Below are 21,657 nucleotides of genomic sequence, written 5' to 3'. Positions count from 1 at the left end.
GCGGACCGCCGGGTGCCGGAGGGTCCTAGGCGCCGACCGTGCCGTCGACGGCCTCCCGGAGGAGGTCCGCGTGGCCGTTGTGCCGGGCGTACTCGTGGATCATGTGCAGCATCACCAGGCGCAGCGAGGCGTCCTCCTCCCACTTCGGCACGTACGCCGTCACGTCCAGGGAGTCGGCTGCCGCCTCGACGGCCCGGGAGTGCTCGACCTCGGCCTCCCAGGCGGCGAAGGCCTCGGCGCGGGTGGCGCCGGAGGTCTCGTAGGCGGCCTGGAAGTCGCGGTCGTCGGACCACACGTGCGGCACGTCCGTGTCGCCGCCGATCGTGCGGCGGAACCACTGGCGCTCCACCTCGGCCATGTGCCGGACCAGGCCCAGCAGGGAGAGGGTGGAGGGCGGCGAGGCCTGGCGGCGCAGCTCCTCGTCGGTGAGCCCCTCGCACTTCCAGGCGAGGGTGGCCCGGTGGTAGTCGAGGAAGGCGCGGAGGGTCTCGCGTTCGTCCCCGGTCAGGGGCGGTCCGATGCGCTTGCTGTCGTCCATGGGTCTCAGCCCTTCCAGATGTAGGGGACGGTCACGCCGAGCACCCCGAAGCCCAGGCGCTCCAGGATCGGCCGGCTGTCGTCCGAGGCGTCGACCTGGAGGTACGGGATCCCCCGCTCGGCCGCGATCCGGGCGCGGTGCGCCACCAGCAGGCGGTAGATGCCCCGGCCCCGCCAGTCGGGGTCCGTGCCGCCGCCCCACAGGCCGGCGAAGTCGCTGCCCGGCCGCATCTCCATCCGCGCGGAGCTCACCGGGACTTCCCCGGCCATCGCCACCACGACCTCGATGGAGTCGGGGTCCTCCCGCAGCCGGCCGAGCACCTCCTCCTTGATCCGGGGCCGCTCGACACCGAAGGCCCGGTCGTGCGCGGCCATCATCAGGTCCACACCCGCCTCGTCCGTCACCCGCAGCAGGGTGATCCCCGCCGGCGGCTCCACCGGCAGCTCGGCCAGGTCGGCGGTACGGCCCACCATCAGCGTCTCGGCCGGCTCCGGCACGAAGCCCGCCGCGCGCAGCCGGTCGGCGAGATCGGCCGGACGGTCATGGGTGTACAGCTTCCACTCGAACACCGGCCCGCCGGGTGCCTGCCCGCCCGCGCCGAAGTGCGCCACCTGCGCCGCGATCTCCGCGTCCGCCGTGTCCTCGTCGAGGTCCGACCACACCACGCCGTTCCAGCCGGGCGCGCTGATCCGCACGACCCGGCCCGCCCGCTCCACCTGCGGGCCCTCGGCACCGCGCCGCACCTCCGTGTCGTAGCGGTCGCGCACCTTCAGCAGCTCATCAAGATCCATCGTCATGCGCGCAGCTCATCAGCTGATCTGCCACCCCCACAAGTGCATTAGCCTCACTCCGTGAACGACGACCTCGCGATCCACACCGGCAAGGCCGCCCCCGACGCCGCCGCCGACCGCGGCTGGCTCCTGGGCCACTTCAAGCCGCCGGGCGACCCCCGCCACAGCGAGGACGTCGAGATCAAGTGGGGGGTCCACCCCAAGGGTGAGGCGCGCGAACGCTGGGTCACCGGCGAACGGCGCACCGCCCTCCAGGTACTGATCAGCGGCCGCTTCCGGCTGGAGTTCCCCGGACGCACCGTCGTCCTCGCCGAACAGGGCGACTACGTGGTCTGGGGCCGCGGCGTCGACCACTCCTGGTACGCGGAGGAGGACACCGTCGTCCTCACCGTCCGCTGGCCCTCCGTCCCGGGCTACCGGGTCGACGGGCCCGCCGACGGGGCAGACCTGTGACGATGCACACGAAAGCGACTAACGATCACGAAACGCTGAGATCGTGTCAATCGAGGTGTAGACCCAAGCACCCTGGCCGTACTCCGGCCGGACCTTTCACAAGTTCACGACTCACCAGTCCACGACTTCACGAGTTCAAGCGTTCTTTGCGTCGGGCCGACTCCCGCTGAAGATCCGAACCACCAGGGAGCACGTCCGTTGGCAGCAATCGCACGGTGGTGCATGCGGCACCGGCTGGTCACCGTCCTGATCTGGCTGCTCGCCTTCGGCGGGACGGCCGCCGCGGCCGCGGCCGCCGGAACGGCGTTCTCCAACGACTACGAGGTCCCCGGCACGGAGTCCGACAAGGCCCACGCCCTCCTGCGCGACGGCTTCCACGGCCAGGACGGCGACACCGACACGATCGTGTGGCGGACCCCGGACCACAGCACGGCCCGGGACCCCGACGTCCAACGCCGCATGAGCCGGGCCCTGGACACCATCGCGGCCCTCCCCGGGGTCGGCTCGGTCAGCAGCCCCTACGGACCGGGCCCCGCCGACGCCGCGCAGATCAGCCCCGACGGGCGCACCGCCTACGCCGTCGTCACCTTCGACCGGCAGGCCGACTCCGTCCCCAAGGCCCAGGCCAGGGCCGTCGTCGACGCGGCGAAGAACCCCGAGACCGAGGCCGGCGGCCTCCAGGTCGAACTCGGCGGCCGCGCCATCGGCCTGACCCAGGCCCCCAGCCCCCACCTCGCCGAGGTCATCGGCGTGGTCATCGCCGCCGTCGTCCTCTTCCTCGCCTTCGGCTCCCTCGCCGCGAGCCTGCTGCCCATCGCGACCGCCCTCGTCAGCGTCGGCAGCGCCTATTTCGGCATCACCCTCCTCGGCCACGCCATGGCCGTCGCCGACTTCGCCCCCATGCTCGGCACCCTCGTCGGCCTCGGCGTCGGCATCGACTACGCCCTCTTCATCGTCACCCGGCACCGCAAGGGCCTGGCCCGCGGACTGACGGTCGGTGAAGCCGCCGAGAACGCCGTCGCCACCACCGGCCGGGCCGTCGTCTTCGCCGGGGCCACCGTCTGCATCGCCCTGCTCGGCATGCTGGTGCTGCGCCTCAACTTCCTCAACGGCGTCGCGATCGCCGCCTCGCTGACCGTGGTCCTGACGGTGGCGGCCTCCGTCACCCTGCTGCCCGCCCTCCTCTCCTACATCGGCACCCGGGCCCTGTCCCGGCGCGAACGCCGCAGGCTCGCCGCCGAAGGCCCCCGGCCCGAGGCGCCCACCGGCCTCGCCGCCCGCTGGTCGGCCTTCGTCGAACGCCACCCCAAGCTCCTGGGCCTGGTCGCCGCCCTCGTCATGGCGGTCCTCGCACTGCCCACCCTCTCGCTCCACCTCGGCACCTCCGACCAGGGCAACGACCCGGCCACCTCCACCACCCGCAAGGCCTACGACCTCCTCGCCGACGGCTTCGGCCCGGGCGTCAACGGCCCGCTCACGGTCGTCGCCCGGCTCGACGGCGCGGGCGACCGCGTCGCCGTCCAGCGGCTGGCCGACGCCCTGCACACCACCGAGGGCATCGCCTCCGCCGGCCCGGCCGTCTTCAACCGCAGCGGGGACACCGCCGTCCTGACGGTCGTCCCGGACTCCGCCCCGCAGTCCCGGGCCACGAGCGAGCTCGTCGACCGCCTGCGCCAGGACGTCATCCCGCGCGCCGGACACGGCAGCTCCATGGAGGCCCACGTCGGCGGGGTCACGGCCGGCTACGACGACTTCGCCGAGGTGATCGTCGGGAAGCTGCCGCTGTTCGTCGGTGTCGTCATCGCCCTCGGCTGCCTGCTCCTGCTGCTGGCCTTCCGCTCCATCGGCATCCCGGTCAAGGCGGCCGCCATGAACGTCGCCGCCGTCGCCTCCTCCTTCGGCGTCGTCGTCGTGATCTTCCAGTGGGGCTGGGGGAGCGAGCTGCTGGGCCTGGGCAGCGCCGGCCCCATCGAGCCGTTCCTGCCGGTGATCATGGTGTCGGTGCTCTTCGGACTGTCCATGGACTACCAGGTCTTCCTGGTCAGCCGGATGTACGAGGAGTGGCTGGAGACCGGCGACAACCGGCGGGCCGTGCGCGTGGGCCTCGCCGAGACCAGCCGTGTGATCAACTCGGCGGCCGTCATCATGATCTCGGTCTTCCTGGCCTTCGTGCTCAGCGGAGACCGCATCATCGCGATGTTCGGCATCGCGCTCGCCGCCGCCGTCGCCCTCGACGCCTTCGTCCTGCGCACCCTGCTCGTCCCCGCGCTCATGCACATGCTCGGCGGCGCGAACTGGTGGATCCCCGGCTGGCTGGACCGGCGACTGCCCAAGATCAGTATCGAACCCGCCGAGTGCCGCCCCCGTGCGGCACTTCCGGCCCAGCGGCCGGACGCGGACCAGGCGGAACCGGCCGAGCTGTCCCGCTGACCGGCCGGGGCCTGCGGCCCACCGGGACGGGCACCCCGCACGCCCTCTCAGGAGCCTCTCAGAAACGCCGCCTACGGTGCCCGCCATGGACACCACCAAGACCGCCGCCCCCACCGCTCCCGAGGCGGACGCCGCCGAGGACAAGCCGGTCACCGACGCCCCGGCCGAGCCCGGGGACAACGCCGCCCCCACCGCCGGAACCGACCGGCCGGCCGCCGAAACCGACGCCGAGGACCCTGACGACCTGGAGGCCGACGAGGCCCCCGAGCGGCCCACCGGCGTCGGCTCCGCGGCCTCCGCCGTCACCGCCGCCGGCCTCGGGCTCGTCGCCCTCAGCGGCAGCTGGGTGTCCCGCGTGATGGGCGAGCGCCAGACCCTCATCGGCCAGATCCAGTCGGCCAACGCCACCACCGCCAAGGAGAAGATCGCCGCCCTGTACGGCGACGCCTGGCACATGACCGCCCTCGTCAACGGCCTCCTCGCCGCCCTCGCCCTCTTCCTCGCCGCCCTCGTCCTGGCGGCCCCCGCCTTCGGCGCCCCCGGCCGCGTCCACCCCGCCTGGGTCCGCTCCGTCTCCTGGGCCGCCGTAGCCCTCGGCGCCCTCGGCGTCCTGCTCTTCGGACTCATGTACTTCGACCTCCTCGTCCCCCTGCCGACGGCCGCCGAGTAGGCACCGCCTTACCCCCGCCTTACGCCGCCCCCGCGCGGCTCCAGCCCACCTCAGGGACCCGCGGTCCCGGCCTAAGGCCCCCGGGGTCCCACAGATGCGGCATGAGCCCCATGTGCCGCACCCCCCTGGGACGCGAATCTTGGATCACACCGAACGAGGTGCCGAGAAGAGCAACCAGGGAGAACGAGATGTTCGAGTACGAGATCGCCACCGCCCGCCGCGCCGACCTCATCCGCGAGGCCGACCGGTACCGGATGGCCAGCGAGGCCATGAAGGCCGGGCGCTCCTCCTCGCGCGGCCAGGAACGCGAAAGGCCGGTGAGCCGGCACCGGACCCTCTTCACCCGGGCCGCGTAACCGGCGCCGCGCACCACGTGGACTGACGCGAGATGAAAAGCGCACCGGTAACCAGTGCCGCCCGAACGGACCTGTGTGCAATGCTCGGCGACGTGGAAACCAGATCTGTCAGCCCGGTGTTCGTCGGCCGAGCCGACGAACTGGCCGTACTCGTCGACGCCCTGACCCGCGCCGCGGACCAGGAACCGCAGGCCCTCCTCATCGGGGGCGAGGCCGGAGTCGGCAAGACCCGGCTGACCGAGGAGTTCCTCGGCGAGGCCGCCCGCCACGGAGCCGTGGTGGCCGTCGGAGGCTGTGTGGAGATCGGGGCGGAGGGCCTTCCCTTCGCCCCGTTCTCGACCGCCCTGCGCACCCTGCTCCGCCTGCTCCCCGCCGAACTCGCCGCAGCGGCCGCCGGCCAGGAGGACGAACTCGCCCGCATCCTCCCCGAACTCGGCGAGACCCCCCGCGGTCCGCACGACGAGGAGAGCACCGCCCGCCTCTTCGAACTGACGGCCCGGATGCTGGAACGGCTCGCCGCCGACCGCACCGTCGTGCTCGTCCTGGAGGACCTGCACTGGGCGGACACCTCCACCCGGCACCTGCTCGCCTACCTCTTCCGCACCCTCGGCAGGGGCCGGCTCGTCCTCGTCGCCACCTACCGCGCCGACGACGTCCACCGCCGCCACCCGCTGCGCCCCCTGCTCGCCGAACTCGACCGGCTCCGCACCGTCCGGCGCATCGAACTCTCCCGCTTCAACCGGGGAGAAGTGCGCCGCCAGCTCGCCGGGATCCTCGCCTCGCAGCCCGACGAGACCTTCGTCGACTCCGTCTTCGAACGCTCCGACGGCAACGCCTTCTTCGTCGAGGAACTCGTCGCCTCCCACGAGAGCGGCTGCCGCACCGGACTCACCGAATCCCTGCGCGACCTGCTCCTCGTCCGCGTCGAGGTCCTCCCCGACGCCGCCCAGCGCGTGGTCCGCGTCGTCGCCGAGGGCGGCTCCACCGTCGAATACCCGCTGCTGCTCGCCGTCGCCCAGCTCGGCGAGGACGAGCTCATCGAGGCCCTGCGCGCCGCCGTCGGCGCCAACATCCTCCTCGCCACCGCCGACGGCGACGGCTACCGCTTCCGCCACTCGCTGGTCCGCGAGGCCGTCAGCGACGACCTGCTGCCCGGCGAACGCGCCCGTGTCAACCGGCGCTACGCCGAGGCCATGGAGGCCGACGACGCCCTGATCCGCGCCGAGGAGCGGATCATCCGGCTGGCCAACTACTGGTACGCCGCCAACGATCCCGCCAAGGCCCTGCCCGCCGTCCTCGCCGCCTCCGTCACCGCCCGCCGCCGGCACGCCTACTCCGAGCAGCTCAGCCTGCTGGAACGGGCCATGGACCTGTGGGACAGCGTCCCCGCCGAGGTGCTCGCCGAGCTGCGCCCCGCCGACTACACCGAGGTGTACCCGCCCTGCGGCTGCGACCCGGCCACCACCCCGCTCCAGCGCGTCGACCTGCTGGCCGAGGCCACCGTCGCCGCCCGCTACGGCGGCGAACGCGAACGGGCCCTGAAGCTCACCAAGCTCGCCCTGCGCATGCTGGAGGAGGACGGCGGCGACCCGCTGCGCGCCGCCTGGTTCTGGACCGAGCGCTCCCGCCTCGTCGCCAACCTCGGCCGGGGCGACGGCTGGCAGGAGATAGCCACCGCCCAGGACCTGGTCAAGGGGCTGCCCCCGTCCCAGGTGCACGCCGACGTCCTCGTCCGGGCCGCGGGCTGGGGCATGCTCCACAACCCGGGCCCCGGCAACCTGGCCGCCGCCGAACGGGCCGTGGAGTACGCCCGGATGATCGGCGCCGAGGAGACCGAGCTCAACGCCCGGATCACCTACGGCTGCCTGCTCATGGACTCCGGTGACGGCTCCACCGGCCTCGCCGAACTGAACGCGGTCAAGGACCGCGCCACCGAGCTCGGACTCACCGTCGTAGCGGGCCGCGCCCATATCAACATCACCTCTCAACTCGAATCGCTGGGCCGGTCCCGCGAAGCCGTGGAACTGGCCGTACAAGGGGTCGAACTCGTCAGCAGGGCCCGGCTCCTGGACACCGAGGCCTGGGTCTGCGGGAACATGGCGGAGAGCCTCTACAGCCTCGGCCGCTGGGACGAGGCCGCCGAAGCGGCCCGGCGCACCCTGCGCGTCGGCCACGGCGCCGCCCCGCGCGGAGCCGCCTCCGCACGCCTGGCCTACCTGGCCCTGGCCCGCGGTGAACTCACGGAGGCCGCCGCCCAGCTCGCCGCCGCCCACGCCCACTTCGGCACCCACGACAGCCAGCCCCAGCACCGGATCCCGCTCTACCGGCTGGCGGTCGGCGTGGCCGAGGGCGAGGGCCGCATCGCCGACGTCCGCGCCGAGACGGCCCAGGCCATCGCCGACGGGTTCCCGCCCGGCCAGCACCGCTACGCCTGGCCCCTCCTGCTGGCCTCCGCCTCCGCCGAAGCCGACGCCCGCGGCCTGCCCGGCACCGACGAGGGCCGGCCCGCCGCCCTGGAGGCGCTGCGCACCGCCGCCCGCTCCCTGGCCACCCCGGCCCCCGTGTGGACCGCGCACGCCGAGTACCTGCGGGCTGAGCTGCTGCGCGCCGAGGGCCGCGACACGGCCGCCGACTGGACCGCCGTCGAGGAGGCCGTCAGCGCCCTGGAACGCCCCTACCTGCTGGCCCGCGCCCGCCACCGGCTCGCCGAGGCCCTGCTCGGCTCCGGCGGCGACCGCGAGACGGCCGCCGGCCTGCTCCGCGACGCCCACGCCACCGCCGGCCGGCTGGGCTCCCGAAGGCTCCGCGAGGACCTGGCCCTGCTCGCCCAGCGCGCCCGGCTCCCGCTGACCCCCGACGAGGCCCGCCCGGCCGCACCGGCCCCGGACACCGACCCGATCGAGGCCCTGGGGCTCACCAGCCGCGAACGGGACGTCCTGCGCCTCGTCGCGACGGGCAGCACCAACCGTCAGATCGCGGAGGAACTGTTCATCTCCCCGAAGACGGCCAGCGTGCACGTCTCGAACATCCTGGCCAAGCTGGGCGTCGCCGGCCGGGGCGAGGCCGCGGCGCTCGCCCACCGGCTGCGCCTCTTCACCCCCCTCGCCCCCCGGTCCTGAGGAGCGGGCCGCCCTAAGGAGCGTCGCCCCGGCCGGCTTCCTCCCGACCGGTCCTCGCGCCGTCGGCCTCCGATGCTGCGCTCTCCGCGTCACCGGTCTCCGCGTCACCGCTCTCCGCGTCCTGCGGCCGGTGCGCGGCGGGGCGTATGAGCACCGTGCCGGAGTCGAGGTCTATCGGACCCCGCCCCGGATCGCCGTCACCGACGTCGGTCCGGGACAGCTCCAGCCGCTTCTTCTCCTCGTCCGTGTGCCGCCGCCCCGGGTTGAACAGTTCCTCGATCATGTTGAACACCGCGCTCACCGTGCCTTCCGCCCCCCACCGGGGCTCCGTCGGTCACCGCACCGTCAGACTCAGGATCCTGTCGTCGCCCTCCTGCGGCGACCCGCGCCCGTCCGTCTCACTCGTGACCAGCAGCAATCTGTCCCCGTCGAGCGGCACCACCGTCCGCAGCCGCCCGTACTTCCCCGTCAGGAAGGCCTCCGGCTCCGCCGCCGGCACGGCCCCCTTCAGCGGGATCCGCCACAGCCGCTCGCCCTTCAGCGCGGCCATCCAGATCGATCCCTCCGCCCAGGCGATCCCGCTGGGCGAGGCCTCGTCCGTCTTCCAGACGGCCACCGGATCCCGGAACCCCGCCCTGCCGCCCTTCCCCTCCACCTCCGGCCAGCCGTAGTTGCCGCCCGGCTCGATGAGGTTCAGCTCGTCCCAGTTGTGCTGCCCGAACTCGGACGCCCAGAGCCGTTTGTCCTTGTCCCAGGCGAGGCCCTGCACATTGCGGTGCCCCCAGGAGTAGACGACCGAGTCCGCCTCGGGATTCCCGTGCACCGGCTTCCCGTCCGGGGTCATCCGCAGGATCTTGCCGCCCAGCGACTTCCTGTCCTGGGCGAGCGCCGTGTTCCCCGTCTCGCCCGTCCCGGCGTAGAGCATCCCGTCGGGGCCGAAGGCGATCCGCCCGCCGTTGTGGAAGACCCCCTTGGGAATGCCCCTCAGAACCGTGTCGGGCGCGCCCAGCTGCTGCCCCGGCGGCCTCTGCTCGTCGTACCGCATCCGGGCGATGCGGTTGTCGGACTCCGTCGTGAAGTACGCGTACACCAGCCGGTCCGAGGCGAAGCGCGGGGACAGCGCGAGCCCCAGCAGCCCGCCCTCCCCGCCGGGCGCCACCCCGGGCACCCTGCCGATCTCCGTCACCGCGCCCGTGCCCGTCCCGACCCTGCTGATCGTGCCCTTGTCGCGCGAGGCGACCAGCAGGTCCCCGCCGGGCAGCGGGGCCACGCCCCACGGGGAGGCCAGCCCCTTCGCCGCCTCGCCCGTCACCGTCACCGATCCCTTGGCGGGCGGCCCCGAAGCCCCCGCCGAGACCCCCGCGGAGGCCGCCGGCGAAGACCCCGGCGGGGATGCCCCGGCTCCGGGCGGCGCCCCGCCCGAGGGGGAACAACCCGCCGCCAGCAGCGCCCCGCACCCCGCCAGGGCGAGCCCCGCCAGCACCCCCCGGTGCCGCGCGCCCCCGGCCCCGTGCCGCCCCGTCCCGAAACTCCCGTCCCGCACCGCGTACCGCATCGTCCCGCTCCCCTCCGGTCGGTCCACTCGTCCTGCCCTTCACAAGACTCAACAGACCCGGCGGGTGCCCAAGTTCCACCACTCGTACACCCGATCGAGTGGTTGTGGCTCCGTCCCGGAGAGGGTCAGTCCCAGGCCCCCACCGCCGCCGGCAGCGCCGCCAGCCCGGCCAGCTCTCCGGCCGTGAGCCGCACCTCCGCCGCCCGCGCGTTCTCCGCCGCCCAGTGCGCCCGGTCCGCCCCCGGCACCGGCACCACGTGCGGCCCCTGCGCCAGCACCCACGCCAGCGCCACCTGCGCCGCCGTGACCTCCGGCCCGTGCCGCCGGGCAACCCGCCGCAGCTCCGCCACCAGCACCTGGTTCGACGCCATCGCGTGCGCCGTGAACCGCGGGTGCCGGGCCCGTACGTCCGCCTCCTCGAACCCCTGCCCCGGCGTCAGCGTCCCGGTCAGGAACCCGCTGCCCAGCGGCATCGCCGCCAGCAGCCCCACCCCCCGCGCCGCGCACCACGGCAGCAGCTGCCACGCCGCCTCCGGCGACCACACCGAAAGCTCCGCCTGCACCGCCGTCACCGGGAACACCTGCTGCACCCGCTCCAGATGGCGCAGCGTCGAGCCGTACCCCCGGTCCCCGCGCCGCCCCGCACCCGGCCCGGCCCCCGCGCCCAGCGCGCACAAGCCCAGCGCCCGCACCTTCCCCGCCTGCACCAGCTCCGCCATGGCCCCCCAGGTCTCCTCCACCGGGACCTCCGGATCCACCCGGTGCAGCTGGTACAGGTCTATGACGTCGGTCCGCAGCCGCCGCAGCGAGGCGTCGCACGCCCGCCGCACGTACTCGGGCCGCCCGTCGGCCACCACGTGCCCCTCACCCGCCCGCAGCCCCACCTTGGCCGACACGAAGGCCTCGGCCCGCCGCTCGCGCAGCACCCGCCCCACCGCCAGCTCATTGGTGAACGGCCCGTACAGATCGGCCGTGTCCAGCAGGTTCGCCCCCACGTCCAGGGCCGTGTGCAGGGTGCGCAGCGACTCCTCGCCCCGACGGCGGGACGGCGCGTAGGCCCAGCTCATCGGCATGCAGCCGAGCCCGATGGCCCCCACCGTCAGCGGTCCCGACCCGATCGACCTGCGCTCCACCCCTGCGTCCCCCCTTCCGGCCCTGAACCGGTCCGGCCCTCAAACTAACGGCTTGATCACGTTCCCTTCGCATAGCCTCGGGATCATGACTGCAACGACCGCGGACGTCTGGCTCCCGTTCCCGCCCGGAGAGGTCGACGGCCTCCCCGACTCCTTCCGCTACCGACAGTGGGACGGCGAGGACCAGTTCCCGGCCGACCCGGCCGACTGCGTCTTCTACGTCACCCCGTACATGAAGTCCCAGGCCGTGACCCTGCGGCCGCTCCCGGCCATGCCCGCCCTGCGCGTCGTGCAGACCCTCACCGCCGGCATCGACCACGTCCTGCCCGGCATCGGCCACCTGCGGCCCGGCGTCCGGCTGTGCAACGCCCGGGGAGTCCACGAGGCCAGCACCGCCGAGCTCGCCCTGACCCTCACCCTCGCCTCCCTGCGCGGCATCCCCGGCATGGTGCGCGGGCAGGACCGCGAGGAGTGGCGCGGCGGGTTCTACGAGGCCCTCGCCGACAAGTCCGTCCTGATCGTCGGCTACGGCTCCATCGGCGCGGCCATCGAGGACCGGCTCCTGCCCTTCGAGTGCGGCCGGATCACCCGCGTCGCCCGCTCGGCCCGCACCGCCCCGCACGGACCGGTCCACGCCCTCGACGACCTCCCCGGCCTCCTCCCGGACGCGGACGTGGTCATCCTCTCCACCCCGCTGACCGAGGACACCCGGGGCCTGGCGGGCGCCGCCTTCCTCGGCCGGATGAAGGACGGCGCCCTGCTGGTGAACGTCTCGCGCGGGCCCGTCGCCGACACCAAGTCCCTGCTGGCCGAACTGGAGTCGGGCCGGCTGCGCGCGGCGCTCGACGTCACCGACCCGGAGCCGCTGCCCCCGGGCCACCCGCTCTGGCACGCCCCGAACGTCCTGATCACGCCTCACGTGGGAGGCAGCAGCTCGGCGTTCGAGCCCCGGGCGAAGCGCCTCGTGTCCCGCCAGCTCACCCGGTTCGCCGCCGGGGAACCGGTCGAGAACACCGTTCTGATCACGGACTGAACCAAACCGCACACTCTCCGCGTCCATACGTATGCGAGCAGTTGCCGCACACCTGCCGGTGGTGACGGAGCGTAGAGAAGCTATGTCGCTGAGTGACGAAAGTGGTGTATCGTCCGGAACAAGGGGCTGCGCCACGTACGTCTGGCGTTGGGGTGAACGGACACTTTGGGGGGCGACGGGCGATGCACGGCCAATGGACGAAGGATCCGATGCGGCAGAGCCGCCGGAGGCGACGCTGTCGAGACTGGACTGCGCCGGGAGCAGCAGGCGAGGGGGACCGGTGAGCGCCCCGGGGGCGGCGCTCCTGACCCGGCCGCCGGTCGCGGGCGGCGGGGGCAGGGGGCTGGGCGCGCAGCTCCTCCTCGCGGTGATCAGCGGCGGCTACGCCGTCGGCGCCGCCCTCGGCTGGGGCTCGGAAGAACTCGCCAAGATCATGGGCGACTTCGGGCTCAGCGCCGCCGGACTACTGGCCGCCGTCTCCTGCTACCACTACGCCCGCGCGATCGGCCGGCGCGAGCGCCCCGCCTGGATGATGTTCGCCTTCTCCTCGCTCATGGGGGCCCTGGGGAACGGCGTCTGGGGCTGGTACGAGGTGGTCCTCGACGAGAAGGTGCCCGAGCCCTCCCTCGCGGACTTCGCCTTCCTCTGCTTCGCCCCGCCCGCCATCGTGGGCCTGCTCGTCCTCGCCAAACGCCCGGTCACCCGCGCCGGATGGGTCTGCCTCGCGCTCGACTCCTGGCTCATCGGCGGCTCGCTGCTGACCCTCTCCTGGAGCCTGGCCCTCGCCAACGCCGCGCGCACCGCCCAGTCCGGGGCGCCCGGCAGCGTCCCGCGCGCCGCGCTCTCGCTCGCGTACCCGCTCCTGGACATCGCGCTGGTCTCGATGGTCCTGGTCCTGCACTTCCGGCGCTCGGCCAACAACCGCTCGGCGGTCAACACGGCCATCGCGGCCCTCGCCCTGACCGTCCTCAGCGACGCCCTCTTCACCTCGCCGCTGCTCAACACCACCTACCGCTCCGGGGAGATCCTCGACGCGGGATGGTTCGCCGGCTCCCTGCTGCTCGCCTACGCCCCCTGGGCCGCGGGCCGCCGGCCGGAACCGGTCCCGCGTCCCGCGCCCCCGCGCGCCGACCGCCCGCACAGCCGCCCCATCACCGGCTCCCTGCCCGCCCTCACCCCGTACCTCGCGGCCGCGGTCTGCACCCTGGGCATCCTCTACAACGTGGTGGACGGGCGGAAGGTCGACCGGATGGTGGTCTTCACCGGCTGCACCGTCGTGCTGGCCCTCGTCGTCCGGCAGGGCATCATGCTCCTCGACAACATCGCGCTGACCCAGGAACTGGCCCAGAAGGAGAACCACTTCCGCTCCCTGGTCCAGGGCTCCAGCGACGTCATCATGATCGCCGCGCCCACCGGGACCCTGCGCTACGTCAGCCCCGCCGCCGCCGGCGTCTACGGCCGGGAGGCCGAGGAACTGGTCGGCACCGAGCTCGCCGCCCTGATCCACCCCGACGACCTCGGCCGCGTGGTCCACGAGGTCCGCCGCTTCCTGGCCGCCCCGCCCGCCGAGGAGCCCACCACCCGCATCGAGTGCCGGTTCAAATCGGGCGGCGGAGAATGGCTCAACGTGGAGTCCACCGTCAACCGGCACCAAGGTGGACTCATCCTCAACAGCCGGGACGTCACCGAGCGGGTCCGCCTCCAGGCCCAGCTCCAGCACAGCGCCGAGCACGATCCGCTCACCGACCTGCCCAACCGGGCCCTGTTCACCCGCCGCGTCCGCCAGGCCCTGGCCGGCCGCCGCGCCGGCGACCACAGCACCGCCGTGCTGTTCATCGACCTCGACGGCTTCAAGGCCGTCAACGACACCATCGGCCACCAGGCGGGCGACGAGCTGCTCGTCGAGGCCGCCCGCCGGCTCCAGGACGCCGTCCGGGCCGGGGACACCGCCGCCCGGCTCGGCGGCGACGAGTTCGCCGCCCTCATCCTCGGCGACGGAAGCCGCGACCGCAGCGCCCGCGAGTACCAGGTCCACGAGATCGCCGACCGGCTGCGCACCACCCTCTCCCAGCCCTACCGGATCGCCGGCAGCGAGGTCCGGGTCGCCGCCAGCATCGGCGTGGCCTTCGCCGACCCCGGCATCACCCCTTCGGACCTGATGCGCAACGCCGATCTCGCGATGTACCGGGCCAAGGCGGGCGGCAAGGACCGGGTCGAGCTGTACGCGCCGCAGATGCAGGCCGAGGTGGTCCGGAAGGCCGAGCTGGCCGGAAAGCTGCGCACCGCACTGCACGAGGGCGAGTTCGCCCTGCTGCACCAGCCGGTGGTCTCCCTGGCCGGCGGCGAGGTCACCGCGGTGGCCGCGCAGGCCCGCTGGCGCTCCGCGCAGGGGATCCTCTTCACCCCGGCCGAGTTCCTCCGGGTGGCCGAACACAGCGAGGGCATCCCGGGAGGCGGCCCGGACCCCTCCCGCGCCGCCGAACTGAGCCGATGGCTCCTCGACGAGGCCGTGGCCCAGGCCGCCGAGCGCCATCTCGCGGGCCACGACGTGCCAGTGGTCGTACGGATGACCGCCCAGCGGCTGCTCGACCGCTCGATGCCCGGCGGCTCTGTGGAGGCCCTGCTCGGCCGGCACGGACTGCCCTCCGGCGCCCTCGTCCTCGAACTGGCCGCCTCCGACCCCAGAGTCCCCTTCGACGAGCTGGAGCGCCGCCTGACGGGCCTGCACCGACTCGGCGTGCGAATCGCCCTCGACGGCATCGGCAGCGGCTACGCGGCCATCAGCGCCCTCCGCCGCCTCCCGGTGGACCTGCTCAAGCTGGACCGGGGCCTCGTCGAGGGCGTCGTCGAGTCCGCCCGACTGCACAAGATCACCGCAGGATTGTTGCGTATTGCAAACGACCTGGGCATGCAGTCCGTGGCCGACGGGGTGGACCTCCCCGAGCAGGTGGCGGCCCTGCGCGCCATGGGCTGCACCCATGGACAGGGAATGGCGTTTTCCGGACCGCTCGACGAATACAGGCTGCGCCGCGCGCTCGTGAGAGGTACGTTCCCAGTACCGGGCGGTACGGCCCACCCTGCCTTGGCGGGAGGCTCGTCCGGTGGCTCGATGGCCCTCCACAGAGGCTCAAATAATGAGACGCCCGTCCCACCCGCTTGACATCCACCTCCCGCCGGAGGGAGGGTCAGTGCCATGCGCACCCGAATTCTCGTACTTGGAAAGCGCGTCGGCTGAAGCTGGGACCTGCATGTCCCCGCTCCACACCGCCGACGCGCTCCCCTCGCTTGCCACCTGGCACGAGGGGTTTTTTGTTGCACTGGCACACGCACCCGAACGAGAACCGGGGCACCCCCGCTCCGCGTAAAACCCTCAGCTTCGAGAAGAGAATGCCGATGACCGAGCAGGCCTCCGGGGCCCACCATCCGCAGCCGCGGCCCCGTACGGGTGGGCAGCAGCCCACCGCAGTTGAGCACGTCACGGGCGCGCAGTCCCTCATCCGCTCTCTCGAAGAGGTGGGGTGCGACACCGTCTTCGGCATCCCGGGCGGCTGCATCCTCCCGGCGTACGACCCGATGATGGACAGCAAGAAGGTCCGTCACATCCTGGTCCGCCACGAGCAGGGGGCCGGCCACGCCGCCACCGGCTACGCCCAGGCCACCGGCAAGGTCGGCGTGTGCATGGCCACCTCCGGCCCGGGCGCCACCAACCTGGTCACCCCGATCGCCGACGCCCACATGGACTCCGTCCCGCTCGTCGCGATCACCGGCCAGGTCTCCTCCAAGGCGATCGGCACCGACGCCTTCCAGGAGGCGGACATCGTCGGCATCACGATGCCGATCACCAAGCACAACTTCCTCGTCACCAAGGCCGAGGACATCGCCAGGACCATCGCCGAGGCCTTCCACATCGCCGCCAGCGGCCGCCCCGGCCCGGTCCTGGTCGACATCGCCAAGGACGCCCTCCAGGCGAAGACCACCTTCTCATGGCCGCCGGCCATGGACCTGCCCGGCTACCGGCCGGTCACCAAGCCCCACGCCAAGCAGATCCGCGAGGCCGCCAAGCTCATCGTCCAGGCCAAGCGCCCGGTCCTGTACGTCGGCGGCGGCGTCATGAAGTCCGGTGCCACGGCCGAGCTGAAGGTCCTCGCCGAGCTCACCGGCGTCCCGGTCTGCACCACCCTGATGGCCCTGGGCTCCTTCCCCGACAGCCACCCGCTGCACGTCGGCATGCCGGGCATGCACGGCTCCGTCACCGGTGTCACCGCGCTCCAGAAGTCGGACCTGCTGATCGCGCTCGGCACCCGCTTCGACGACCGCGTCACCGGCAAGCTGGACAGCTTCGCCCCCTTCGCCAAGGTCATCCACGCGGACATCGACCCGGCCGAGATCGGCAAGAACCGCGAGGTCGACGTCCCGATCGTGGGCGACGCCCGCGAGGTCATCGCCGACCTCATCCAGGCGGTCCAGGCCGAGCACAACGAGGGCAACGCGGGCGACTACACCGCCTGGTGGAAGGACCTCAACCGCTGGCGCGAGACCTACCCCCTGGGCTACGACCTGCCCGAGGACGGCTCGCTCTCCCCCCAGCAGGTCATCGAGCGGATCGGCGAGCTCGCCCCGCAGGGCACGATCTTCACGGCCGGCGTCGGCCAGCACCAGATGTGGGCCTCCCACTTCGTCAAGTACGAGGAGCCCCGCACCTGGCTGAACTCCGGCGGCGCCGGAACCATGGGCTACGCGGTCCCCGCCGCGATGGGCGCCAAGGTCGGCATGCCGGACCGCGCGGTCTGGGCGATCGACGGCGACGGCTGCTTCCAGATGACCAATCAGGAACTGGCCACCTGCGCGCTGAACAACATCCCGATCAAGGTCGCCATCATCAACAACGGCGCCCTCGGCATGGTCCGCCAGTGGCAGACGCTCTTCTACAACCAGCGCTACTCCAACACCGTCCTGCACGCCGACGAGACCGGCCACGACACGGTGGGCTCCCAGCTCGGCGAGTCCGTCGCCCCCCGCCAGGGCACCCGCGTCCCGGACTTCGTCAAGCTGTCCGAGGCCATGGGCTGCGTCGCGCTGCGCTGCGAGGACCCAGCGGACCTGGACAAGGTCATCGCCGAGGCCAACGCGATCAACGACCGCACGGTCGTGATCGACTTCATCGTCCACGAGGACGCCATGGTGTGGCCGATGGTCGCCGCCGGCACCTCCAACGACGAGGTCATGGCAGCCCGGGGCGTCCGCCCCGACTTCGGCGACAACGAAGACGACTGAGCCGAGAGAGCCTGAGAGAGAGAACGACCCACATGTCCAAGCACACGCTCTCGGTCCTGGTCGAGAACACGCCCGGCATCCTCGCCCGGATCGCCGCCCTGTTCTCGCGCCGCGGGTTCAACATCGACTCCCTCGCGGTCGGCGTCACCGAGCACCCCGACATCTCCCGCATCACCATCGTCGTGAACGTGGAGGACCTCCCGCTGGAGCAGGTGACCAAGCAGCTCAACAAGCTGGTCAACGTGCTCAAGATCGTCGAGCTGGAGCCGTCGAACGCCATCGAACGCGAACTCGTTCTGGTGAAGGTCCGCGCCGACAACGAGACGCGCTCGCAGATCGTCGAGATCGTCCAGCTGTTCCGCGCCAAGACCGTCGACGTCTCCCCGGAGGCCGTCACCATCGAGGCCACCGGCGGCACCGACAAGCTCAGCGCCATGCTCAAGATGCTGGAGCCCTTCGGCATCAAGGAACTGGTGCAGTCCGGCACCATCGCCATAGGGCGCGGCGGCCGGTCCATCACGGACCGCAGCCTGCGTTCGCTCGAACGCAGCGCCTGACCCACGCCTGACGCCACGCCTGAACCGGGCGGGACACGCCCGGTTCGCATGGCGAGACCGACAAACTCTCATTCCGTTCCCCGCCGTACGGTGGGTGCAACATCAGCGCACCAAGGAGATATCCCAGTGGCCGAGCTGTTCTACGAGAACGACGCCGACCTGTCCATCATCCAGGGCCGCAAGGTCGCGGTCATCGGCTACGGCAGCCAGGGCCACGCCCACGCGCTGTCGCTCCGTGACTCCGGCGTCGACGTCGTCGTCGGCCTCAAGGAGGGCTCCAGCTCCAAGGCCAAGGCCGAGGAGCAGGGCCTGAAGGTCGTCTCCGTCTCGGAGGCCGCCGAGTGGGCGAACGTCATCATGATCCTGACCCCGGACCCGCTCCAGGCCGAGATCTACGAGGCCTCCATCAAGGACCACCTGCAGGAGGGCGACGCGCTCTTCTTCGGTCACGGCTTCAACGTCCGCTACGGCTTCATCAAGCCCCCGGCCAACGTGGACGTCGCCCTCGTCGCCCCGAAGGGCCCGGGCCACCTGGTCCGCCGCCAGTACGAGGAGGGCCGCGGCGTTCCGTGCATCGCGGCCGTCGAGCAGGACTTCTCGGGCAACGCCTTCGCCCTGGCCCTGTCGTACGCGGCCGGCATCGGCGGCACCCGCGCCGGCGTCATCAAGACCACCTTCACCGAGGAGACCGAGACCGACCTGTTCGGTGAGCAGGCCGTCCTCTGCGGTGGCGCCTCCGCCCTGGTCAAGGCCGGTTTCGAGACCCTGACCGAGGCCGGCTACCAGCCGGAGATCGCGTACTTCGAGTGCCTGCACGAGCTGAAGCTCATCGTGGACCTCATGTACGAGGGCGGCCTGGAGAAGATGCGCTGGTCGGTCTCCGAGACCGCCGAGTGGGGCGACTACATCACCGGCCCCCGCATCATCACCGACGCCACCAAGGCCGAGATGAAGAAGGTCCTCGCCGAGATCCAGAGCGGCGAGTTCGCCAACACCTGGATGGCCGAGTACAAGGCGGGCCTGCCCAAGTACAACGAGTACAAGAAGGCCGACGAGGCCCACCTGCTGGAGACCACCGGCAAGAAGCTGCGCAAGCTGATGAGCTGGGTCGACAGCGACGAGAGCTGATCTCGCACACGGCGGGGCCGGGACACGCAGTCCCGGCCCCGCCGCGCATCCGCCTCGGCCGGGCCCCCTCCGTGGGGTGCCGGTCGAAAATCGACGGAATGTAGACCTCGAATCGCGCGGATTGTCCACCCCGGCCAATCACGGACGGGTGATCCTTCCGTACAGGCGGAATTCCGCGCCGGAACCGCCACTACACTGCTCAACACAACGCGTCAGGCCCACAGTGTCGTGCGTCTTCCACGCGGCTACCCCCTCCACCGCCTGCGGCCGTCGGGACGGCCGTCCGCACTGGACTTGTGAGGACCCACGTGAGCTCGAAACCTGTCGTACTCATCGCCGAAGAGCTGTCGCCCGCCACGGTGGACGCGCTCGGCCCGGACTTCGAGATCCGGCACGTCAACGGCGCTGACCGCGCGGAGCTGCTCCCCGCGATCGTCGACGTCGACGCCATCCTCGTCCGCTCCGCCACCAAGGTGGACGCCGAGGCCATCGCCGCCGCCAAGAAGCTGAAGGTCGTCGCCCGCGCCGGTGTGGGCCTCGACAACGTGGACGTCGCCGCCGCCACCAAGGCCGGCGTGATGGTCGTGAACGCCCCGACCTCCAACATCGTCACCGCCGCCGAGCTCGCCTGCGGCCTGCTCGTCGCCACCGCCCGCAACATCGCGCAGGCCAACACCGCGCTGAAGAACGGCGAGTGGAAGCGCAACAAGTACACGGGCGTCGAGCTCAGCGAGAAGACCCTCGGCGTCGTCGGCCTCGGCCGCATCGGCGTCCTGGTCGCCCAGCGCATGTCGGCCTTCGGGATGAAGGTCGTCGCGTACGACCCCTACGTGCAGCCCGCGCGCGCCGCCCAGATGGGCGTCAAGATGCTGACGCTGGACGAGCTGCTGGAAGCCGCCGACTTCATCACCGTGCACCTGCCCAAGACCCCCGAGACCGTCGGTCTCATCGGGGACGAGGCCCTGCGCAAGGTCAAGCCGTCCGTCCGCATCGTCAACGCCGCCCGCGGCGGGATCGTGGACGAGGCCGCGCTGTACTCGGCCATCAAGGAGGGCCGCGTCGCCGGCGCCGGCCTCGACGTGTACGCGAAGGAGCCCTGCACGGACTCCCCGCTCTTCGAGCTCGACCAGGTCGTCTGCACCCCGCACCTCGGCGCGTCCACGGACGAGGCCCAGGAGAAGGCCGGCATCTCCGTCGCCAAGTCGGTGCGCCTGGCCCTCGCGGGCGAGCTCGTACCGGACGCGGTCAACGTCCAGGGCGGTGTCATCGCCGAGGACGTGCGCCCCGGCCTGCCGCTCGCCGAGAAGCTCGGCCGCATCTTCACCGCCCTCGCGGGCGAGGTCGCGGTGCGCCTCGACGTCGAGGTCTGCGGCGAGATCACCCAGCACGACGTCAAGGTGCTCGAACTCTCCGCCCTCAAGGGCGTTTTCGAGGACGTCGTCGACGAGACCGTCTCCTACGTCAACGCCCCGCTGTTCGCGCAGGAGCGCGGTGTCGAGGTGCGCCTGACCACCAGCTCGGAGTCCCCGGACCACCGCAACGTGGTGACCGTGCGCGGCACCCTGGCGGACGGTCAGGAGGTGTCGGTCTCCGGCACGCTCGCGGGCCCGAAGCACCTTCAGAAGATCGTGGGCGTGGGCGAGTACGACGTGGACCTGGCCCTGGCAGACCACATGATCGTGCTCCGCTACACCGACCGCCCGGGCGTGGTCGGCAAGGTCGGCCTGCTGCTCGGCGAGGCCGGCCTGAACATCGCGGGCATGCAGGTCGCCCGCGCCGAGGAGGGCGGCGAGGCCCTCGTCGTCCTGACCGTCGACGCGGAGGTCCCGGTGGACGTCCTCGCGGCCATCTCGGCGGAGATCGGCGCCGCCTCGGCCCGCACGGTCAACCTGGTCTGACCGTCGCGCACGCTGTGAGAGGGCCCGGGGTGCACACCCCGGGCCCTTTGCGCGCCCTTGCGGCCGTCCGGAGGTGGAACGAGCGTATGGGACGATTGTGTTATACGGACGTCTTGATACCGTACCGGCATGGGACACCGTGAAGATCTGCTCGAAGGCGCCAAGAAGTGCCTCGCCGAGAAGGGGTTCGTGCGCACCACGGCCCGCGACATCGTGAGCGCCTCCGGGACCAACCTCGCGTCGATCGGCTACCACTACGGCTCCAAGGACGCACTGCTCACCCAGGCGTTCATCGCCCTGATCGAGGAGTGGGGCCAGGGTCGGCAAGCCGCGCTGACGGGGGCCGAGGGCTCCCTGGAGCGGCTGCGCGCCCTGTGGGACGGGGTGGTCGCCGAGCACGGGGCGGCGGGCCCGGTGTGGTCGGCCAGCCTGGAGGTCGCGCTGAGCCGGGACCAGAAGCCCGAGCTGAAGGCCATGCTCGCGGCCTCGCAGCTGGAGGGCCGCCGGGGCCTCGTCTCGATGATGACCGGGACCCCCGAGGAGCAGCTGACCGAGCGGGACGAGCGCACGCTCGGGTCCGTCTACCAGGCGCTGCTCAACGGCCTGATGATCCAGTGGCTGTTCGACCCCGCCACCGCCCCCTCGGGCGAGGAGTTCGCGGAGGGGCTGCGCAGGCTCGCCGACGGGATCACGAACGCGGAGCGGGGCGCGCAGTAGGCCGT

17 protein-coding genes are annotated in these 21,657 nt (G+C 72.3%); 12 read left to right on the top strand and 5 right to left on the bottom strand.

The window, feature by feature from the left end:
- Positions 1 to 25: 25 nt before the first annotated feature.
- Positions 26 to 538 carry a DinB family protein gene (locus AB0F18_RS02465; protein WP_362053936.1) on the bottom strand — a complete coding sequence of 171 codons (513 nt, stop codon included), beginning with the start codon at positions 536 to 538 and terminating at the stop codon, positions 26 to 28.
- Between the two features lie 5 nt (positions 539 to 543).
- A complete protein-coding gene (locus AB0F18_RS02460; protein WP_362053979.1) occupies positions 544 to 1,329 on the bottom strand; it encodes a GNAT family N-acetyltransferase in 786 nt (261 codons plus the stop codon).
- 60 nt (positions 1,330 to 1,389) lie between these two features.
- On the opposite strand from AB0F18_RS02460, the gene AB0F18_RS02455 reads away from it, so the two are divergent.
- The 5 genes from AB0F18_RS02455 to AB0F18_RS02435 all read left to right on the top strand — a co-directional run bounded on the left by AB0F18_RS02455 (position 1,390) and on the right by AB0F18_RS02435 (position 8,357).
- Entirely contained in the window at positions 1,390 to 1,782 is a 393-nt protein-coding gene (locus tag AB0F18_RS02455; protein ID WP_362053933.1) for a signal peptidase I, read from the top strand.
- A gap of 198 nt (positions 1,783 to 1,980) precedes the next feature.
- A complete protein-coding gene (locus tag AB0F18_RS02450) occupies positions 1,981 to 4,212 on the top strand; it encodes an MMPL family transporter (protein WP_362053930.1) in 2,232 nt (743 codons plus the stop codon).
- A gap of 85 nt (positions 4,213 to 4,297) precedes the next feature.
- Positions 4,298 to 4,882: a hypothetical protein gene (locus AB0F18_RS02445; RefSeq protein WP_362053927.1), complete on the top strand. Its 585-nt coding sequence runs from the start codon at positions 4,298 to 4,300 to the stop codon at positions 4,880 to 4,882.
- 188 nt (positions 4,883 to 5,070) lie between these two features.
- Positions 5,071 to 5,238, top strand: a complete 168-nt coding sequence (locus AB0F18_RS02440) for a hypothetical protein (protein WP_362053924.1) — start codon at positions 5,071 to 5,073, stop codon at positions 5,236 to 5,238.
- A gap of 80 nt (positions 5,239 to 5,318) precedes the next feature.
- The gene (locus AB0F18_RS02435; protein WP_362053921.1) at positions 5,319 to 8,357 is read left to right on the top strand and encodes an AAA family ATPase; all 3,039 of its coding nucleotides are present in this window, start codon (positions 5,319 to 5,321) and stop codon (positions 8,355 to 8,357) included.
- Positions 8,358 to 8,370: 13 nt separating this feature from the next.
- On the opposite strand, the gene AB0F18_RS02430 is transcribed toward AB0F18_RS02435, so the two are convergent.
- The 3 genes from AB0F18_RS02430 to AB0F18_RS02420 all read right to left on the bottom strand — a co-directional run bounded on the left by AB0F18_RS02430 (position 8,371) and on the right by AB0F18_RS02420 (position 11,045).
- Positions 8,371 to 8,649 carry a DUF6191 domain-containing protein gene (locus tag AB0F18_RS02430; protein WP_362053977.1) on the bottom strand — a complete coding sequence of 93 codons (279 nt, stop codon included), beginning with the start codon at positions 8,647 to 8,649 and terminating at the stop codon, positions 8,371 to 8,373.
- A gap of 42 nt (positions 8,650 to 8,691) precedes the next feature.
- Positions 8,692 to 9,912 carry a PQQ-dependent sugar dehydrogenase gene (locus AB0F18_RS02425; protein ID WP_362053919.1) on the bottom strand — a complete coding sequence of 407 codons (1,221 nt, stop codon included), beginning with the start codon at positions 9,910 to 9,912 and terminating at the stop codon, positions 8,692 to 8,694.
- 125 nt (positions 9,913 to 10,037) lie between these two features.
- A complete protein-coding gene (locus AB0F18_RS02420; RefSeq protein WP_362053916.1) occupies positions 10,038 to 11,045 on the bottom strand; it encodes an aldo/keto reductase in 1,008 nt (335 codons plus the stop codon).
- Between the two features lie 85 nt (positions 11,046 to 11,130).
- Here AB0F18_RS02420 and AB0F18_RS02415 point away from each other — a divergent pair, with 85 nt between their 5' ends.
- From AB0F18_RS02415 to AB0F18_RS02385, 7 genes are all read left to right on the top strand, one after another.
- Positions 11,131 to 12,078, top strand: a complete 948-nt coding sequence (locus AB0F18_RS02415; RefSeq protein ID WP_362053913.1) for a 2-hydroxyacid dehydrogenase — start codon at positions 11,131 to 11,133, stop codon at positions 12,076 to 12,078.
- Between the two features lie 193 nt (positions 12,079 to 12,271).
- Complete coding sequence (locus tag AB0F18_RS02410; protein ID WP_362053910.1) at positions 12,272 to 15,238, top strand: EAL domain-containing protein; 2,967 nt, start codon at positions 12,272 to 12,274, stop codon at positions 15,236 to 15,238.
- Between the two features lie 227 nt (positions 15,239 to 15,465).
- A complete protein-coding gene (locus AB0F18_RS02405) occupies positions 15,466 to 17,352 on the top strand; it encodes an acetolactate synthase large subunit (protein ID WP_362053907.1) in 1,887 nt (628 codons plus the stop codon).
- A 32-nt stretch (positions 17,353 to 17,384) separates the two neighbouring features.
- The gene (ilvN, locus tag AB0F18_RS02400) at positions 17,385 to 17,909 is read left to right on the top strand and encodes an acetolactate synthase small subunit (protein ID WP_358897137.1); all 525 of its coding nucleotides are present in this window, start codon (positions 17,385 to 17,387) and stop codon (positions 17,907 to 17,909) included.
- 126 nt (positions 17,910 to 18,035) lie between these two features.
- Positions 18,036 to 19,037 (top strand): ketol-acid reductoisomerase, encoded by a 1,002-nt coding sequence (gene ilvC, locus AB0F18_RS02395; RefSeq protein ID WP_362053903.1) that lies wholly within the window; start codon positions 18,036 to 18,038, stop codon positions 19,035 to 19,037.
- Positions 19,038 to 19,345: 308 nt separating this feature from the next.
- Positions 19,346 to 20,935 carry a phosphoglycerate dehydrogenase gene (serA, locus tag AB0F18_RS02390; protein WP_362053901.1) on the top strand — a complete coding sequence of 530 codons (1,590 nt, stop codon included), beginning with the start codon at positions 19,346 to 19,348 and terminating at the stop codon, positions 20,933 to 20,935.
- Positions 20,936 to 21,064: 129 nt separating this feature from the next.
- A complete protein-coding gene (locus AB0F18_RS02385; protein WP_362053898.1) occupies positions 21,065 to 21,652 on the top strand; it encodes a TetR/AcrR family transcriptional regulator in 588 nt (195 codons plus the stop codon).
- Positions 21,653 to 21,657 lie beyond the last annotated feature (5 nt).

Source organism: Streptomyces sp. NPDC029216 (genome assembly GCF_040648015.1).
In the GTDB taxonomy this organism is placed as follows: Bacteria; Actinomycetota; Actinomycetes; order Streptomycetales; family Streptomycetaceae; genus Streptomyces.
The sequence above is the reverse complement of the archived record's forward strand: the minus strand, read 5'-3'. Positions and strand labels throughout refer to the sequence as shown.

Coding starts and splice junctions, on each gene's coding strand:
- AB0F18_RS02465 (WP_362053936.1), bottom strand. CDS start 538: ATGGACGACAGCAAGCGCATCGGACCGCCCCTGACCGGGGACGAACGC.
- AB0F18_RS02460 (WP_362053979.1), bottom strand. CDS start 1,329: ATGGATCTTGATGAGCTGCTGAAGGTGCGCGACCGCTACGACACGGAG.
- AB0F18_RS02445 (WP_362053927.1), top strand. CDS start 4,298: ATGGACACCACCAAGACCGCCGCCCCCACCGCTCCCGAGGCGGACGCC.
- AB0F18_RS02440 (WP_362053924.1), top strand. CDS start 5,071: ATGTTCGAGTACGAGATCGCCACCGCCCGCCGCGCCGACCTCATCCGC.
- AB0F18_RS02435 (WP_362053921.1), top strand. CDS start 5,319: ATGCTCGGCGACGTGGAAACCAGATCTGTCAGCCCGGTGTTCGTCGGC.
- AB0F18_RS02425 (WP_362053919.1), bottom strand. CDS start 9,912: ATGCGGTACGCGGTGCGGGACGGGAGTTTCGGGACGGGGCGGCACGGG.
- AB0F18_RS02415 (WP_362053913.1), top strand. CDS start 11,131: ATGACTGCAACGACCGCGGACGTCTGGCTCCCGTTCCCGCCCGGAGAG.
- AB0F18_RS02410 (WP_362053910.1), top strand. CDS start 12,272: ATGGACGAAGGATCCGATGCGGCAGAGCCGCCGGAGGCGACGCTGTCG.
- AB0F18_RS02405 (WP_362053907.1), top strand. CDS start 15,466: ATGCCGATGACCGAGCAGGCCTCCGGGGCCCACCATCCGCAGCCGCGG.
- ilvN (WP_358897137.1), top strand. CDS start 17,385: ATGTCCAAGCACACGCTCTCGGTCCTGGTCGAGAACACGCCCGGCATC.
- AB0F18_RS02385 (WP_362053898.1), top strand. CDS start 21,065: ATGGGACACCGTGAAGATCTGCTCGAAGGCGCCAAGAAGTGCCTCGCC.